Raw genomic sequence first — 17,671 nt, 5'->3', positions numbered from 1 at the left:
ACCCAAAAGGATAATAATTGTTTACCCCCTCTGCTTCGCCGGGTGTAATATAGTTGTTGCATGCCATACTGCCATCGGGAAACGTCTGGCAATTTTCAATCACAATATCTCCTGTTACAATACCATCTCCATTAGCATCACTATAGCTTAAACGTATGTTCCCCAAATGATCCGTAAAATTATAATAATACTTATTCCTTAAAGCATCAAAATATCCTTCCGGATTTGGAATAATTCTCAATTTTATTTCTGTTGGCTCAGAAGTGTCAATATAACCATCCGTTTCACTTGGGTAGGTAGATTTATACTGGAAGCCATCCAGGTAATCCGTCTGCAAACCTCCAAAGAGCTTCTTCACTTTCACCCCGTCTGCACGGTATACATAATCTGTTACCTGAACATTCTGAGTGATCTTCTTTGGTAAATTTAAATAATTATATTCAATGGATGAAATATTTTTATCCGGAAAAGAAGTCATATTCCCGTTGTCGTCATACCCGATATTAGTCGGAGTGGCTTTATAAGGGAATCCCTGTCCGATGGTAACAGCATCTTTCACCTTCTGCAACCTGTTGCTCATATTGCTGTTTTCGTAATCATAGGTAAGATTATCGATCAACAGGGCAGTTGCCCCCATTCTTTGGGCGGTTCTTTTAATGGTTTTAATGTTTCCGTTCAGGTCATAGGTTGCTTTTTCGTAATATTCCCTCAGAGAAGGATTGGTTTCGTTCTGATAAAATCCTGCCGATAAACGGTTAAGACCATCATATACATATCCGTATCTTTTCAGGGACTCGTTGGCGCTTACTCCTGTTTTCCAGTCTACTTCGGCAATATTTCCGTTGTATTTGGGAAGAACCTGTAAAGAGGTTTCTGATGTATCGGGTGTTTGCAGTCCTTCCACTTGATTATACTTGATTTTATATCCGAAAAGATCACCTCCCAGATTATTCGGATCGTTAATCCCGATCATCCAACCCCGGATGTTATAGGTGTAATCTACTGTTTGCAAAGGAACCATTGCGCTTGTTCCACCTACTTTTTTGGTTTGAAGCTGCGAAAGTTTGTTGTATTCGTTTTGTGAGATGAAATGCTTACCACCAAAAAATTTTAAGACTTCTTTAATAACAATGTAGCTGCACTATAAAACAAAAACCCTCGCAAAATGCGAGGGTTTATTTTTATCTATTCAAAGTCAGAGACTTTGCGCAGCGGGAGAAAATTCTTTTGATACATTAACTATTCTAAGTCATCAAAATCTTTACTAAATTTCACTCCTTTTTTTATTAATAAATCTTTAATTTCCTTTGATTTGTTTTTTGGAGATATACGAATAATTTCATTATTAGAATTAAATGTAATATGCCAATTTTTAAGACTATATTCTATTAAGACAATTGCTAAATTAAAATTTTCATATTTTGTTTCTATAAATGAATTATTTAATTTATTTGATTTATTTAATGATTCATCAATAATTAGTTTATAACCATCAATCATATATACTTTTTTGTACTCAAAATTTTGTAATAATTTTGGATTAACAAAAGCCATATCTACCCAATAAGCATTATCTATATTTTCACTTGTATTGGCACCTATTATGAGAATATTTTCTTGTGGGTCAATCTTTGTATCTGAATTTCTATCCTCAATAAATGCTTTAACAATAGTTTGATAAAGATTACTTTTTTTTTGACTTTGAATATGATTTTTGCAACTACTTAAAAATATTAACATGCAAATCCAAAAAAAATAATTTTTCATATTTCTAATTTTTCTTATTTCCAGTATGTGTAGCTGTCTTATTATTGTATCTAAAATAACCTACTCCTGGAGTATATTGATACATATTTTTAATTCTATTATCATAATTTTTGCGGTCACCTGCATTTAATCCTGTTTCAGTTATAACCTTACCTGTCTTTCTATCACGATAAGCATTAAATCCTGAAGGAGCCCATTCAGAACCAGGAGGGTGTGAATGAACTCGTTCTTCTTGAGTTGCATTATTGATAAAATGACGAGATGAAGATCCAGGTTCACTTATATCAGTAAAATTTAAAACATTAATAGAATTAGCGTTTTCATTAGTAGAGTGATTAGTACCAATAATATTAGTAGAGTATCCATCAGAGAAACTAAACCTATCTTGTCCAAATTCAACTTTAGTATTATTCGCTGCAAATTCAAAAAATTGATCAGCTACATTATTATCTTTAATTTGTAAATACGTGAATTCAGTTCCTCCTGGAACGCCATCATGACCAGGTGTTGTAAAAGGAACTGTTTTAGCTTCTCCAATTTGCGAATCTCCTGTAGGATTTGACTCCGACACATTTAATCGTGCAATCTGAATAGATTCGGATTCACTTTCATTAGTAACAGTGTCATAAGTGTTATTATCTTTTGTTCTTTCTATTTTACCATTATTAAAAATTTTAATCTTATCTTCAGCTTGTCTTCCATCGGGATCAATAAAACGTATAGGATTATTTACAGCATAAGCATAGGTAGAATGTCTTCGGTATTTTTCGCTTAAAGGGTCTACCACACCCCATCTTCCGATATCCGGCATATAGAATCTCGCCCCATAATCATACATTCCCGTCTCCTGCAGTTCTTTGCCGTTGTACTTATAATTGTATAATCCCGCTCACATTTTCCAAAACTTCCTACTCCGGATTTTCTCGCGCGAGGCTTTACACTGTGATCGTCTGCTCTCGCTCGCTTATTTCAAATATAAAAATTTAATTCAGTTGAAAAATAAAATTCCGTGTAGATTTTTATTTCAATTGAAGAAAATAAATTTTGGATTGCTTATAAATAGGGACTTAAAAGCGCGTCACAACTTTTTTTTGACAGCAATTATATTTTTGTCAAAAATTAAATATGAGGGTAAAATCTGCAAGTAACTCACTTCATTTTGTCAAAATAAGAGGCTTGACGATCTCTACCTTTGTTTTTATTAATTAAATTTTATTTGTTATGAAAATATTTACTAAACTTTTAAAATCAATAACACAATTTCTAAAAGCTTTAACTCCTTTTTTAGAAGTAGTAATCATTCTTTATCTTTTTATGGGTAAATAATTGTATTATTGTCGCTGTTGTTGTAGATGTGGACTTGTGGGAAAAACTGCGCCTGGATTCAGTCCGGATTTTTCCACAAATCCACATTTCTGTTCTTTTACCAACTTCATTTTCTACGGATAACTTTCAAAAGCGATGGCGCATTTTTCCTTGATTCGGGTGGTTGCAGCGGTGGAGAAAAAGGTATTTTTCGGAGCTGGGAAGATTCGGGGAAGCGTTGGCTAAAAGCGTTGGATTGTGCGGGCTTTGCCCAAACAAAAGGAAAGCATTTTACATAATCCCAAATTATAGGCAATGAGGGATTTGTGCGCAGTGGAGCAGAGCGGAACGGAGAACAACGTTTGGCGATGGGTTTGCGTATAATTTTGATTATGTAATTTGCTGTGGCATTAAAGCGTTGGAAAAGCTTCAGGCAAGCTTTGGAGAAAATGTCTTTTTTATTCGGAGGGCGGGATATTTAATTCAAAATGCAAGCGGATGGAACTGATTAATCGCTGTTTGTAATGCATTGATTCCGGTTTCTTTGTATTTCTCGGTTGTATCTGCGTGTTTGTGTCCTGCAAAATATTGCACTTTTCGTAAGTTTTCTCCGTTATCTAATTTTAATTTTATTACACTTTGTCGGATTCTTGTGGAAGTCAGTCGTTTTGTAAACTGTTTCTGATAGGTTGAGACCAAATAATTAATGTCTTCTTTTCTGATTCTCGTTCCTAATTTTCCGAGTAAAAAATAGTTTTCTGTTTCGGTTCTGAACGTTTCTAATTTTCCTCTTTCTTCCTGTAAATATTGATAGAACAACAATATCTGTTCTGCTTTTAAATCTAATATTCTGCTGTTTGTTATTCCTGTTTTCTCAACTTTTATTTTTGCATTTTTCAGATCTAAATCTTCAATCTTTAATTTCTCGATATCTCCAACCAATAACGCCTGATTTACCAGTAAACTCATTATAATTTGATTCCTTTTTTCTAATATCGGATAACGTTCTTCTCTCGGTTCTAAAAGCTTTTGCAGTTCTTTTTCCGTGAGCAGTTCCTGTAATTGTATCGGATTTTCTTTTCCGTCTTTTATCTTGATATTGGTTGCAATATTGGTTTTTACCTTTCCTGTTTCTACTAAATAATCGTAGTATTTTTTGATGGCATAAACGGTTCTTTTTACGCTTTGAGGATTATAGTTTTTTCTTAATAATTCTACATATTCCATTAGATTTTGATAGCCGATTTTCTCAGGATTTCTGTAATGCTTTTTGAACTTTTCTATTTCGTAGAGATAGGTTTTTATTGTTCCTTCAGATAATTCATTGTGCAAATAATTTTCCAGTTCCATAATTGATTCTTGTATAGATTTGGGTCGTTCCTAAATATTCGTGTCCTAAAAAATCTCTTACTTTTTCAAGTTCCATTCCCTGTTCCAGAAGTTGTGTAGCAATCGTATGTCTTAGGCAATGAAGTGTAAATCCTTGATTATTCAACTCTGCTTTTTTGAGTAGTCTTTTAAATTCTTCGTAGATTCTTGTTGCTGTAATGTTCAATAAATATTCTTTTCCTTCAGATGAAAAAATAAAATCTTTAATATCTTTCTGAACCTGCTTTGTAAATGGTATCACTCTTCGTTTCTTACCTTTTCCTTTTCTGATATACAGTAAACAATTTTCTAAATCTATATCGTTTATTTTCAGTTCTCCTGCTTCATTTCTTCTCAGTCCACACGCATAACACAGATGCAATATGATGGTTTGTAGCTTACTGCTTTTAGCATATAGCTTTTCAATTTCTTCTTTCGTAAATACTTTTCTTTCTTCTGATTTTGGTTGCTTTATTTTCAGTTGATAAGGATTGATTTTTATGGTTCCGGTTCTTTGCAAATAATCAAAATAGAGTTTGATAGATAGTAAGATAGTATGGAGATAATTATCGCTTAATGGCTTTTTCGTTCTTGAACTTATGATTGTTTTCAGATAATTATAGTACTCTAAAATGTCTTTGCTTTGTACTTCAAAATTTTCTTTCCGGATATATTTTAAAAACTTTGCAATCTGCTTTGGATAGGAGTTTATAACGGTTTTACAGTAGCCTAGATTTTGTAATTCTTTTCTAAATAATAATATAGTTTCTTCATTCATTTGTATTAAGTATGATGGTTTTGCTTACTCAATATTTTAAATTTTGGAACGCAAGATTTTATTTTCTCTGTAAATCCTTTATTCATCGTATTTCTTTCTGTCGTAACCCTATATTTTAGCGTTTCTTTTGTGTTCCTGTGGTGTTCCGCTGGCGTTCTTCAACTGTCGTATTTGTTCACTCAAAAACTCTTTAATTTCGCTTCTCAATTTTTGGTGATTATCCCAATAGCTGATTTTATATTTTATTCCTTTATTAGAAAAACCTCCTGTTTGTTTGATGTAATCTAATTCCGTCAATGCTTGTATATATCTAAACATCTGTGTTTTACTGATGTTAAATTCCTGCCTTATTTCTCTTAGAATAAATTCCTGGTTCTCATTCTTTACATACTTTTTCAGTCTTTCGTAGAACTGTCTTAAACTTCCGTCTAATTCATCCACTTTTAAAACGATACTCTCGAACAATACTTCTGTAGCCTGTTCTATATCTTCGATTTCTGTAATGAGATAACCGTTTTTAACTTCTCTCTGATATTGATTGATAAATGTTACCTGCTTAATTACAGCTTGATACATTTCGTTCAATCTCCTTATTTTATGCACCTTTTCGGGAAGATTGAGTTTTGTCGCAAAAGGATTTATCACTTCATAATGCTTTAAATTTCGCACTAACTTCTGTATAAAACCGATTGCTTTTTCCTGTTCGTTCCTGTCGATTTCTCCTGCATTTCTGCGGTTCTGATATTCGATAATTCTCTGTGTCTGTTCTTTGCTTTCATCGACTGCCAATAAAAAACTCCTGCTCATATTGTCTTCGTAGGTTTCGCCTTTTGTCGTTGCACTCAAACTGCTAAACTGACCTTTCACGATTTTATGGGAAGATTTATTGTTTCCTTTTTTATCCTTGATGGTTACGGAACTTCTTAATACCTGATTGCTGATAAATTCTCTCAGCGCATACAAAGCATCTTCTTTTAATCCGTCTAAATCTTCAATAATTATTATCTTTTGGAATAAATCAAATTCGCCCCAATTGTATAAACTTGATTCGGTTATTCTCGTAAATCTTAGCACGTCTTCCTGTGGCATCAAGTCCGCAATTCTGCTGATAATATGCGTTTTTCCGCTTCCCGAACTTCCCTGGACAATTCCGTGTAACGGACTTTTATTTAAGTAACTTATCGTAATTAAAAAGAGTAGAAGGCGGCTGTTTTCCTCCCCGATAATTCCGGCTTTTTCAATCAGCTGGTTTAAATTCTTTAGCAGATCTTTTTGTTGTAAAAATTCTGCTGCTGTTTTGGGTTCTGCTTTTGGAGATTCTTCCTTCGTCAGAATGACAGTGCGCTTGTCATTCCGAGGAATCGAGGAATCTCCTTCAGTTGAAAGAAAAATATCTTTCCGATTACTCAGTAATTCTGTAAAAATACTTTCATCATGTAACTGCAAAGTCTCATTTACATCATTGTTTGGCAATTCAACGCTTGTAATTTTCAAATTTTCAAATTCATTCATTATCAAATTACTGTACTTTTCTACTGCGGTTTTCCCCGCTTTATCCTGGTCAAAACAAAAGATAATTTCTTCTAATTCTTTGAGTTCTTTTATTGCCTGTAAAATCTCCTCATTCAATCCATTGGTTCCGAAGCAGGCCATTAGCGAATAGCTATTTGCAATTGGCTTTATCTGGAGTAAACTTGCACAATCGATGATTGCTTCTGTTAATATCAGTTTTTTAGTGTCTGATTTCGGATAGCCTGGATAAATTCCTTTTCTATTTTTTAGATAAAAATGTTTACCGTTTTTGTTCTCTAAAATGCTTCTTCCGTAAATGCTTACGATTTTATTCTCCCTGTTTTTTAAAGGAAAAATAATACATTTATTGGCAAAAACCTGATACGCTTTTTCTTTGGTTCTGTTGTTGATGAGTCCTTTATCTAATAATAATCCTGTTTCTAAAGCATTATTTATCAACTCTTCGTTTTTTCTTTCCCCGTGATGGAACTGTCCCGAGTTGTAACCAATTTCAATTTGGCTGGGCTCCAAGCCCCTTTTCTCTATATATTCTCTCGCAGGTTTGGAACTATGCAAAGCATTTTTAAAATAGGCGAACATCTTTTCTAAGAAAGCTGTCCGCCCTTCCTCTGCATTTTTATGTTGACTTTGTGTTTTTCTCTCTGCCTTAAATACTAATGAAGCGCATTGAAGATATTGATAAGCTTGATCCTGCAACCAAAGAACATCTGTTCTTTCTTGTAGATAACATTATCCAAAATTTTAAAACGAAACAGGCGTTTGCTAAATAACAAAACCCACCGCAATTGCAGTGGGTTCTTTATTGTTGCTCACGGATTACAATTCGCGAGAGCGGGATTTTGCTATCTATATTTACTCCAGTCTATTTGCATCATCAGATAAAAGGATAAAATTAAGTTCAAAATGATAAATACTGTTATTCCAAAAACTATCCAACCGCCTTTTTTATTGACTTCTCTAGGCAAAGCATCAAACTTTTCAAAATATCTTTTCCATTCGTCAGTTCTAACAAACATCAAGTATTTTATTAATGCTAAAAACAAACCTATTATAATATAAACATTCTTAGAAAAATTGACATCCCTATCAATATAAATATTGTAATAGTTTAAAAATGAGATTATCAGCCAAAATTCTAAGGCTCCTACAGCAATTCCGGTTTTTAAATCAGTTAAAAATTTCCCTCCCATTTGCTCCGAAGTATAATCTATGAAACAATATATTTTATAATAGAAGTAATGATAATATCTTTTAGCTTTCTCCATATTTCACTATTTTGGACCTCTTGGAATGATATATACCCTATTCGGACCTGCTTTATTCACTCCGTTATCTAATTCTGACTGGAATTTAGCATTATCATTCATCGCTCCTTCTACACCTCCCGGATATATTGCTTCCACTCCACTATAAGCAGCAGCTACAGCAACTCCATAAGGTCCGCCTAAAATTCCCCACGCTGACATCCCTGTATTTGTAGCTGCCTTTGTAGGTGTAACTGCCTCTGGAGAAGCAGGATTTTTTGTATATTGTACAACTCCATATGCATCCAATCCTAATCCTATTAAAGCTCCACCAATTCCTATTCCTGTTCCAATTTTGGAAACGCCAATAGTTTTTACATATTGATTACCATAAAAAACACGCCCCGTTTGAGTAGCAGTATAAAGCTTGTAATTAGATCCTACTCTTGCAATCCCTGAACTTTGTTCTACAACAGCTCCTGTAGCAACATTTCCGAAATTTAATGCCCCATAACCACCTACAGGATTAGAAGCCATAATAGTTGTTCCTCCTAGAGTTGTATGGTCAAATCTATTATCTAAAGCTCCTAAATCACTACTTACCGTTCCGTTATTATGGAATGTATATGTTGTAGCAGCTTCTTCATTTACTCTTGTAGTTAATGTGCTACCTTCTCCTAAGTGCTTTGCGGTATCTCCATATTTAGAAGAAGCATCTTCCTGAGATTTTACTGATGCATCAAAGAAAATTTGATTCCCGTTCTGAACCCAATCCTTTCCAGATCTTCCATCAGGGTCTATGAATCTAATCGGATTGTTGAACGCATAATTGTAAGGACTATGACGTGTCATTTTCTCCGCCAATGGATCTACCACACCCCACCTTCCAATATCGGGCATATAAAATCTTGCGCCGTAATCATACATTCCCGTCTCCTGTAGCTCCTTTCCGTTGTACTTATAATTGTACAGGCTATTTACCCCAAAAATCGCCTTCTCTTCCCTCAGGATATTCATCCCGAAAGGATAGTAATCATTCTGGTCGGTAATTTCAGCATAGCCATTAGAGTCTTTTTTATAGCTCACCCTTACGTTTCCTAAATGATCTTTGTACTGGTAAATATACTCATTATTTTCATAATCGTAAAATCCTTCCGCAGTAGGGAAAAACTGAAGGGCAGCAATGGGTTCTTCCTGCAATATTTTCTCTATAAATGCTTCCTGCTCGTAGGCAAATTCCATAGGATCAAATTCATTGGGTGCTGTACCCATTGTCGTAAGATACTGAAAACCGTCTAAGTATTCTGTAATGGTGGTAAAGGTATTGCCATCATCCTTTAGATAATTTAATATCTTTTTAAGCTTAGAGCCGTCTGCTCGATACAAATGAAACAGTTTTTTCTTATTGTTCTCAATATTCAGTGAATTGGGGAGATTCAGGTAGTTGTACCCGATCTGATTAATCTGCTTATCCGGCATACTGATCATATTCCCGTTTTCGTCATATCCTATGGCATTACTGCCTCCTTCATATCCTGTAGGATTGAAGCTGTGATCTACTATCTTTACCAGGCGGTTGCCCGAATAAACGTATTCCAGGTCATCTATTTTTTCCGCATTGTCACTGTAAAAGCTTTTGGCATTTCTGCTAAGGTTTTCAATATTGCCATTTTTATCATAGGTTACCTCTTCATTATTCCAATCGTTTTGTGGTATTGAGAAATCCGGATTTAAAAAGATGCCCTGGGTAAGGCGGTTCAAGCCATCATACTGGTAGGCATATCTTTTCAGGATCTGGTTCGAGGATACTCTCCAATTTACTTCCGAGATATTCCCGTTGTACCTCTTGGGAGACAAAGAGGCATCGGTAGGATTCTGATACCGGATATCGTACCCAAAAAGCTTGCTTCCCATGTATGAGGTTGCCTCCGGGTTAATCCCGGTCATCCAACCCCGGATATTGTAGGCATAATCTATACTCTGAAGGTTGTTTCCTACTTTTTTGTTGATAAGCTGCCCTTTTTCATTGTAGCTGTTTTCTGCCAATAGTTCTTCAGGATTGCTGTTTACCTGGTGATAATGTTTCAGAAGCATGTTCTGTGCATTATATACAAACCTTTCCTTCACCTGTACCAGCTCGCCGCCGTTTCTGGAATGGTAAGTATCTGTCTTCTGTGGAATTCCTGCAAAATCCAGCAGGGTTTCTGTTCTGGTAAAACCGCCCAGGTGGTTCTGGCTGTAGGTACCTATGGTTCTTCCTTTGGTATCGTACCATGTATAGTTTTGTGTCCAGCTGTCATTTTCGATGTTTTTTATATACGAAGCAGTGGGCAGGCTTTTGGTACTGATGGCGGAGTTTTGGGAGTCCTGTGTCAGTACAGCCTGGCCCAAAATCTGGGTAGGGATAGCCACGGGCATTCCCGGTGGATATGTATCATAATAATTTACCGAAAGGACTTTTATGACATTAGTGGGGAATGCGTTATTGGTGTATAGGATGTCTGCATTTACAGAAAACTGATTACTTGTAGTCCTGCTTTCGTTTTGCGGGTTGGCAGTACCGGAATTGATGCTGTTTTGCAGGGAAGCCCGGCTTCCTCCTTGGGTAATTCCTGTGTATGCTACCCTGCCGAATTTATCATATTTGGTAAACAGCCAAAGATTGTCTCCCATCCCTGTTGATAGAAACGCTTCTCCGTTTCTTAAATTTGCATCCTGGGTAAGTATAAGCCTGTCCTGCTTATCATACAGCATATATTCCCAGCCTTTTCCCGGAAGCTTCTTTTCTACCAAACGGTTCCTGCCGTCGTAGCGGTACTGGTAACACAGATTGTTTAATGTTGTCTCATCAGTAACTCCGGAAACAGCAGCCAGCGGAGGAATGACATACGCTAACTGATTGAATTCGTTATATACATAATAGGTGTCGGCTTTTTCCGTGGCACTGAGCATCTTTCTTACGAGTACCACCTGGCCTTCCCCGTTTTTGAATTCGATGGTCTGGTTGCCGTCTTCATCGGTTACCGTGTTTTTATACAGCTGCGCAGCAGCGTAAGCAGTCGTTGGGATAAACCCAGACTTTGTGGCTCCGTTTTCCCAAGTGGTTACTAAGTTGTATTTTTTAACGGCATCTGCTGTGGTATTGGCATCGTACGCGAACTGTACCGGTTTGTTGCTCCAATCATTGCCCACCTGCTTCTGCTGTAAGATCCTGTCTAAAGGAGAGCTTTCCAGGATTTTCTCTGAAAAGATTTTCTCTTGGCCGTACAGTGCAGGCTGGGTGGCATTGCTCAATGGAGAGGTGTAGATGGCTCCGTTTTGTGTTCCCTGCTGCGGAACCGGGAGGAAATCTTTTACCTGTCTCCCGAAGCCATCATATTCAATGTGGGTTACCACATCTTTTCCCGTTGGGGAAGCTTTTACATTCACCACCTGCTTGGGTCTTCCCAACCCATCAAAATATTGTACGGTTTCTGAAGTTTTGGTAGCCGTGGTTCCGTTATAATCTAAATAGGTTTTGGAATACACGTAGTTTTCCGTATTGGTAAGCTGTGCCTGGGATAAACCGGATATCAGCAAAGCGCCAATGGGGATTAATATTTTTTTCATCAGTCTTAGTTTTTGTAGTTGTACTTAAATTCTTTTAACAGCTTTCCGGTGGCGGAACTTTCTCTGATTTCTTTCAGCCTGTTGGCAGCATCGTAAATATATACTTCCCGTATTCCTGATGGAGGGGTAATGGTCGTAACACCAATCAATGGATCGTACGTATACGTTGTGATCTGGTACCCTGCCATTGTGCTGTCTTTCCTGAAATTATCCAAAGCTGTAATTAATGCTGCTTCGTTGGAAGGATTGGAGGCATCTAAATCCGAAGCTGAAATAGTAGCCGCCGCCAGGCTGCTTACCTGGGCATAGGTAGCTCCCACAATTTTAGCAATCGGCTGGGTCTGGTTGTAGCCCCAGATAATAGCGGTAGGGATGCCGTCTTTGGTGGTGTATTGCTGCAGGTTGCCTTTGGAATCGTATTGGTCGTAGGTAACTTCCGTGGAAGCGGTAGTCCGCAGATCATACGAAAGCACAGAGGTTGGAAATAAATGGGCCGGATTGTCGTACTTTGTTTCTGTTTTGGAGATGGTTTTGCCCTGATCAGAAGCATTCTGCTTTTTTATAACCGTAGTCTCCAAAGGAATACCAATTATATTGGCATTGATGAGCTTTTGGTTGTTCTTCTCGTGGGCATATTGGTAGGTAGTTTGGGTGATGCTGCCGTCGGGAGAAGTTGTCTTTTCTAAGTTTCGTTGTAAATGTTGAGTATTATTGTAATCAATATTCAATCTGGTCTCCATTATTTTTCCTTCAATATTTTCCTTAGAAAGACTCTCGATTAATTTAGAATATCCATAATAATTTTTATAGAAAGTATATGATATATTGGCAATCTGTTCATTAGGATAAATTATTTGTCCATTATTAAATGAATAATTTTGTCTGAAAATGAACGATGTTATCGAATTTTGTGAAAAATAATAAATATTATCTATTTCTTTAAAAATCACAAAATCGCCGTTTTTAAAGCTGTATTGTTTTTCGTTTTGTAATAGTCCTCGTTTTATTTGACCGCTATTGCTGTGAGGAGCATCCAAAATGGGCGGATCATAAACAGATGCATCTGTATCTCCTTCATACAGATAATTTCTTTCAATGACTTTGTTTCCATTAATTAATTCTGTTATTGATTTATAAAATATTTTGTTTGATCTGTCATTGAAATCACTAATAATATTATCTTTATAAAAACGATATACAGGAATTGGAGTTGAAGAAAAAACGGTCGTTGGAGGTTGTTGTACCGCACATTCTAATTTACAATTTCTTTTCGTTATCAAATAATCAAAGGTGTTGGGAGGAATTATATTAGCAATGCTTGTTCTCTGTGATATTCTGTCTACCAATTTTGTATAGAAAAATGAACGTGTATACGAGCCATTTTCCATGTTATTTTCTTCAATTTTTTTTACTCTGCTTCCTCCAAAATGCTTCAATACATTTTGAATTTCATTATGTGAATTGTAGACAATAGATACTGTTCCGTCTATTCTTCCCAAGTATGATGTAACAGAGTATTGAACTTCGTAAATATGACCACTTACTGTAGGAACAGGACAACTCATGTCACTAGAAAGTCCTGTAAAACATAGATTTTTATTAGCAACAAGACCAACATTATAGTCTCCGTTGTGACTTCTTACACTTTGTCCTGTTGTAATATCTCTGATAGTAATTGCATGTATTTCGTGATAATCAGGTTGTCCACAGTTTGAATAATCTGTTGAAGCATATGCAGCGTAACTAATAGGTGATCCGTTAGAAGTAAAAGTAAACTTCTTACTGACTGTTTTAGGATTATTGCAATTTCTTGTTACATCTAATCCTGCATTTTCAAAAACTTCTACTTGGGTAGGCTCCATAGAACTATTTGACTCATAAGTTATTTCAGAATAACCTCCTGTAGGGTAATATATCCTTTTTAAATTTCCCAAATAGGTTCTCGTAGGTTCTACTTCTTTATTGGCTGAAGCCCAACCTGAAGTTTTTGAAAATATATAGTTCGGAACCTGTCCCTGTACATTAGCAAAAGGAGTCTGATTACTTTTGCCATTCGAATAACCATAAAAATCAGTAGCTAAGCTAAATCTTGCAGGAATACTTTCCTTGGAATAATATTCAAATTTAAATTTTTGCTTTGAAATAATATCTTCTACACTTTTTAGAAAATGACGATTAACTGTACTCTGTTCAGATAATGCCAAACCATAATAGGTTACGACTGAACCAGCATTAACATCATCATAGTTTAATTGATAATTTTTGATTGTGCCACCATTTTGTTTTGCGAGAACAACAACTGACGTAAGCAATTTCCCATCATCATTAAGTAGATCCTTTCTTTGCTTATTATAAATGAAATCAATTTTTACTTTATCATCATCAATTGCTATAAGCCTCGGTTTTAATGAAAACATTGTTGTTTTGTTTTTTGTTATGCCACTATTTTCGTAAACACCAACTGAACAACAACTCTCAGATACAGTAAAAGACGCTCCCATTGAGTTAAAATATCTTGTGTTTTCAATAGCATAATCAAAATTGATAGTTTCATTTTTATTTGTAATCACTTTTGCTAAGTACCAACCAGAAGTATAGTATTTATCGGCTCCTTTATAATCAATTCGGCTTCTTTCCATAAATTTTTCTTCACCTCCAAAAAAATATCTATTCCCTTGATTATCCGTCAGAATGAATTCTAGATTTTTACCATACTGAGTTACCATTATAGTTTTATCTACTATTGATAACCTTGAGCCATCGCCACCATTGTAATGAATGTTCAAATTTTTATCAATGTAGAATTGTCCTGAAAGGCCATTAGAAAGCGAAAAACTAAACCAATCATATTCTGTATCAATAGAGTTATCCGGATGAGCTGCTCCTTTAATTTGGTTGACATCTGCCGTTTCATCAATAGTTTGCGGAAACCATTCGGACGAGGAAATTTCATCTTGCTCATCTCTCACAATTCTTGATATTGTTCCACCTGCGATTAATTGCCAGGAAATACCAGCATTACCTCCAATATCGTCTACTTTAACACCACTATTGTATGCTAAGTTTACTGGTATACTGATACTGCTACCTACATTATAAAAAGGAAAATTATAACTAAACTCTCCTGAAGAAGAATTGTTAAAATCGACACCATAAATACTGAATTTGTATGTTTCTACAGATGGTGGTTTAATGTCTGGTAAGGATTTATCTATATTATTTTGTCCGTTAATAAATAAGAACAAAATAGTGAAAACGAATAATATATTTTTTTTCATTGTATTATTTTTTAATCAATTTAGCACTCGCCGTTTTATCATTGGTTTTCACGGTCACCAAATACGCCCCCTGAACCAGGCTCTGCGTATTAATCTTCGTGACTTTATTCTTCGTTTTCAGGCTCTGAAGCTGCCTTCCGCCCATATCATACACAACAATTTCTGCCTCGGACTTTCCGTCACCCAGCTTCCAGCTTCCATCTTCCATTCCAATCTCCACATACGCATACTCACTCACCGGATTCGGGTAAATTTTAATATCCTGCTTTACAATCAGCTGGTCAATCTGACTGTCACCCAGCTTTACAATTTTCCAGTTTTCCTTTCCTAATTCCTCTGCACTGGTTCCGGCCAAAACAATCGAGCCATCCCGGTTCAATTTAATATCCGAAAGCCTTTCTTCCCTTTTCCTTGATTCTCCTTTCACATGCTTTCGCCACTGTTCATTACCATTCTGATCCAAATACAGCATCCAGAAGGTCTCATCATCACTTTCTATTCTTCCTTCAGCCTGGGTGTAACCTCCGAGTAAAACCCCTTTGACGTTCTCGGATCCCCCTCCTTTGGAGGGGTTAGGGGAGGAAATCACGCTCATTCCCATCAGCACATCCCTGTTCTTGAAGTTGTAGGATTTCTGCCACTGCTCATTTCCGTTCGTATCAAGAGCAACCAACCATAAATCGGTTCCTTCTTCAATTCCGACCGTTTTATTCCCCGATCTTTCCGATCTGGATTCGCCTCCGATTAAATAACCTGTGGATGTTAAAGCCAAAGTTCTTAGATGATCATCACCATTTCCGCCGAAATTCTTTTCCCATTCCACTTTCCCGTCTTTTGAAAGTTTGATAATCCAATAATCGCCTTCACCAAAATTTTCGGTAGACTTTGCATAACCGGAAAGTGATTTTGAATGTTGGGCTGAATGGTCTTGCTCCCCTCCTTTGGAAGAGCTGGGGGAGGATTTACTTCTGGAATACGCCCCGAGCAAAGCACCACCGTCCTTTGTAGGAATCATTTTTTCTACTTCATCTAATCCTTTTCCGCCCAATACCAATTGGGATAATTCTTTTCCGTTTTTATCTAATTTAACGACCAAAACATCTTTGGACCCGTAACCTTGTGAAGAATTTTGTACATTTCCTGCCACAAAGAATCCCAAATCGGTCGTCTGGATCACCGCCCTGGCTTCTTCATCCGAAGCCCCGCCAATGGTTTTCTGCCACAATTCATCCCCGAATTCATTAATTCTGATCAGCCAAAAATCACTTCCGCCTTTGGAATCGTCTTTTTTATCCAGCCCTTTTCCGCTGAATGACGTTCCGGCCAGAAGGAAACCTCCTTCTTGTGTATTCACTGTTGCAGACAGAAAATCATGGTTCTGCCCCGAGAAATATTTTTCCCAGGCTTCTTCGCCCTGCTGGTTGAGCTTTATGAGATGAAAGTCGTAACCGTTGTTGGGCTGCTGGCTGCTGGCTGCTGGCAAATGGCTTTTGCCTCCGGCTTTGGACATGCTATTTCCGGTCTGGATAGAACTGCCGGTTATCAGATATTGCTGGTCAATGGTCGTGGTAACCTGGGAAAGGAAATCCTGGGTGGAGGATTTAATGTCTTTCTGCCAGACTACTTCCTGGGCAGAAAAGCCCAGAACGGAGCATAGAAAAATTGCTCCGGAATAAATTTTATTCATATTGATGTTATTAAAGTTGCGAAAATAATTTTTTGATGTTATAAAGTCATCCGTAAAAACCCCATATTTTTCAGATCTTTCTTATTTTTTTGTTAAATACTGTTCTTGTTGTGCTTCATTCATGTATTTTTTTAGCTAAAATTTTTATTATAAATCATTCCTTTTGCAAAGCTACTCCCCGGAAACGACAAAACTTGTCGTGTTACCATTAGAGATGCAGTTTCTCTAAAAAAGGTTGGAAACTATTCCCCAAAAAAAGAAAGTGCAACACTAAGTCTACTGTAAAGAGGTACTGCGAAGAACCCTATACCCCCAAGATTTTACCTGTTCTTTATAAGGCCTTTATTGGCAGAAGTAAAAGCTTTCCGTTGCTGCTGGTGAGCGCTTTGCTCGTTACTTCTTGCGGTAATCGCATCAAAAGTATTCTGGATGAATATTTCCGTGTCGGGTTTCATTCCGCTGGATAAGAAAAAGGCAGAGCGTGATGCAATGACGTACTTTAAGGAAAGTTCCTGAGTTGTTTTTTTCTGTAAGAGCAATACTGCATCGCCCGTTTCTTTTGCCCGCACTTCATTCGTTTTGTTTTGCATGGCAGAAAGGTAGGCTGCATTGTATCAATGATTTTCTGCTTCAAAAAGGTTCAAATCTCTGAAGTTATTTAGTACACCAGCAATTGGAACATACGCTTTTAAGATTCCCATGATATTTTGTTTTTAAATTAATGGGATAAATATATTGTTTTGCTACGATTTATAATACATCTCAATATTAAATATTTATATGGTAGATTTTTTTCTTAATTAGGTCTGTTTTAATTAAAATACATCATATAAATCCATCAGAGTATTAAATTTTTTCTACTTATAGGAGTTATTTTGAAAAGTGTAACAGTTGTTTATTATACTTTACCGGTTTTTTATCTCACTGTAGTGCATTTTTATTCTACTGTAGTAGATTTTTAGCTTAGTATAATATATTTTTTTATTATCTATTATCTATTATTGATCATAAAAGATCTATAGGAATTCATCATTTTATTCTTAGGCTAAAACAAGAAATCCCACAGAATATTCTGCAGGACTAATGGCATCTTTTTATCTCT

10 protein-coding genes and 2 pseudogenes are annotated in these 17,671 nt (G+C 36.2%); all 12 read right to left on the bottom strand.

Annotation, left to right across the window (positions count from 1 at the left end; translation table 11 throughout):
• Nucleotides 1–1,021: pseudogene (locus SOP96_RS01845) on the bottom strand (hypothetical protein); the annotation flags it as partial.
• A gap of 218 nt (nucleotides 1,022–1,239) precedes the next feature.
• Nucleotides 1,240–1,767, bottom strand: a complete 528-nt coding sequence (locus SOP96_RS01840; protein WP_326319530.1) for a hypothetical protein — start codon at nucleotides 1,765–1,767, stop codon at nucleotides 1,240–1,242.
• Between the two features lie 4 nt (nucleotides 1,768–1,771).
• The gene (locus tag SOP96_RS01835) at nucleotides 1,772–2,422 is read right to left on the bottom strand and encodes a JAB-like toxin 1 domain-containing protein (RefSeq protein WP_411911972.1); all 651 of its coding nucleotides are present in this window, start codon (nucleotides 2,420–2,422) and stop codon (nucleotides 1,772–1,774) included.
• Nucleotides 2,423–2,461: 39 nt separating this feature from the next.
• Nucleotides 2,462–2,647, bottom strand: a pseudogene (locus tag SOP96_RS01830) (RHS repeat-associated core domain-containing protein); the annotation flags it as partial.
• A gap of 908 nt (nucleotides 2,648–3,555) precedes the next feature.
• Complete coding sequence (locus tag SOP96_RS01825) at nucleotides 3,556–4,422, bottom strand: tyrosine-type recombinase/integrase (protein ID WP_326319529.1); 867 nt, start codon at nucleotides 4,420–4,422, stop codon at nucleotides 3,556–3,558.
• Nucleotides 4,394–5,218 (bottom strand): tyrosine-type recombinase/integrase, encoded by an 825-nt coding sequence (locus tag SOP96_RS01820; protein ID WP_326319528.1) that lies wholly within the window; start codon nucleotides 5,216–5,218, stop codon nucleotides 4,394–4,396. The genes SOP96_RS01825 and SOP96_RS01820 overlap by 29 nt, the downstream gene beginning before the upstream one ends.
• A gap of 108 nt (nucleotides 5,219–5,326) precedes the next feature.
• Nucleotides 5,327–7,330 carry a toprim domain-containing protein gene (locus SOP96_RS01815; RefSeq protein WP_326319527.1) on the bottom strand — a complete coding sequence of 668 codons (2,004 nt, stop codon included), beginning with the start codon at nucleotides 7,328–7,330 and terminating at the stop codon, nucleotides 5,327–5,329.
• Between the two features lie 263 nt (nucleotides 7,331–7,593).
• On the bottom strand, nucleotides 7,594–8,016 hold the full coding sequence (locus SOP96_RS01810; RefSeq protein WP_326319526.1) for a hypothetical protein: 423 nt from the start codon (nucleotides 8,014–8,016) through the stop codon (nucleotides 7,594–7,596).
• Nucleotides 8,017–8,022: 6 nt separating this feature from the next.
• Nucleotides 8,023–11,604, bottom strand: a complete 3,582-nt coding sequence (locus SOP96_RS01805; RefSeq protein WP_326319525.1) for a DUF6443 domain-containing protein — start codon at nucleotides 11,602–11,604, stop codon at nucleotides 8,023–8,025.
• A 5-nt stretch (nucleotides 11,605–11,609) separates the two neighbouring features.
• Nucleotides 11,610–14,882, bottom strand: a complete 3,273-nt coding sequence (locus tag SOP96_RS01800; RefSeq protein ID WP_326319524.1) for a hypothetical protein — start codon at nucleotides 14,880–14,882, stop codon at nucleotides 11,610–11,612.
• Nucleotides 14,883–14,886: 4 nt separating this feature from the next.
• Entirely contained in the window at nucleotides 14,887–16,569 is a 1,683-nt protein-coding gene (locus tag SOP96_RS01795; RefSeq protein ID WP_326319523.1) for a T9SS type A sorting domain-containing protein, read from the bottom strand.
• A 320-nt stretch (nucleotides 16,570–16,889) separates the two neighbouring features.
• Nucleotides 16,890–17,159 carry a hypothetical protein gene (locus SOP96_RS01790; protein ID WP_326319522.1) on the bottom strand — a complete coding sequence of 90 codons (270 nt, stop codon included), beginning with the start codon at nucleotides 17,157–17,159 and terminating at the stop codon, nucleotides 16,890–16,892.
• Between the last annotated feature and the right edge of the window lie 512 nt (nucleotides 17,160–17,671).

The sequence above is a fragment of the Chryseobacterium salviniae genome, from assembly GCF_035819015.1.
Classification (GTDB): domain Bacteria; phylum Bacteroidota; class Bacteroidia; order Flavobacteriales; family Weeksellaceae; genus Chryseobacterium; species Chryseobacterium salviniae.
The sequence above is the reverse complement of the archived record's forward strand: the minus strand, read 5'-3'. Positions and strand labels throughout refer to the sequence as shown.

What these genes read in the sequence shown, in the direction of transcription:
- SOP96_RS01805 (WP_326319525.1), bottom strand. Translation starts at nt 11,604, where the DNA reads ATGAAAAAAATATTAATCCCCATTGGCGCTTTGCTGATATCCGGTTTA.
- SOP96_RS01815 (WP_326319527.1), bottom strand. Translation starts at nt 7,330, where the DNA reads ATGTTCGCCTATTTTAAAAATGCTTTGCATAGTTCCAAACCTGCGAGA.
- SOP96_RS01795 (WP_326319523.1), bottom strand. Translation starts at nt 16,569, where the DNA reads ATGAATAAAATTTATTCCGGAGCAATTTTTCTATGCTCCGTTCTGGGC.
- SOP96_RS01825 (WP_326319529.1), bottom strand. Translation starts at nt 4,422, where the DNA reads ATGGAACTGGAAAATTATTTGCACAATGAATTATCTGAAGGAACAATA.
- SOP96_RS01790 (WP_326319522.1), bottom strand. Translation starts at nt 17,159, where the DNA reads ATGCAAAACAAAACGAATGAAGTGCGGGCAAAAGAAACGGGCGATGCA.
- SOP96_RS01800 (WP_326319524.1), bottom strand. Translation starts at nt 14,882, where the DNA reads ATGAAAAAAAATATATTATTCGTTTTCACTATTTTGTTCTTATTTATT.
- SOP96_RS01810 (WP_326319526.1), bottom strand. Translation starts at nt 8,016, where the DNA reads ATGGAGAAAGCTAAAAGATATTATCATTACTTCTATTATAAAATATAT.
- SOP96_RS01840 (WP_326319530.1), bottom strand. Translation starts at nt 1,767, where the DNA reads ATGAAAAATTATTTTTTTTGGATTTGCATGTTAATATTTTTAAGTAGT.
- SOP96_RS01820 (WP_326319528.1), bottom strand. Translation starts at nt 5,218, where the DNA reads ATGAATGAAGAAACTATATTATTATTTAGAAAAGAATTACAAAATCTA.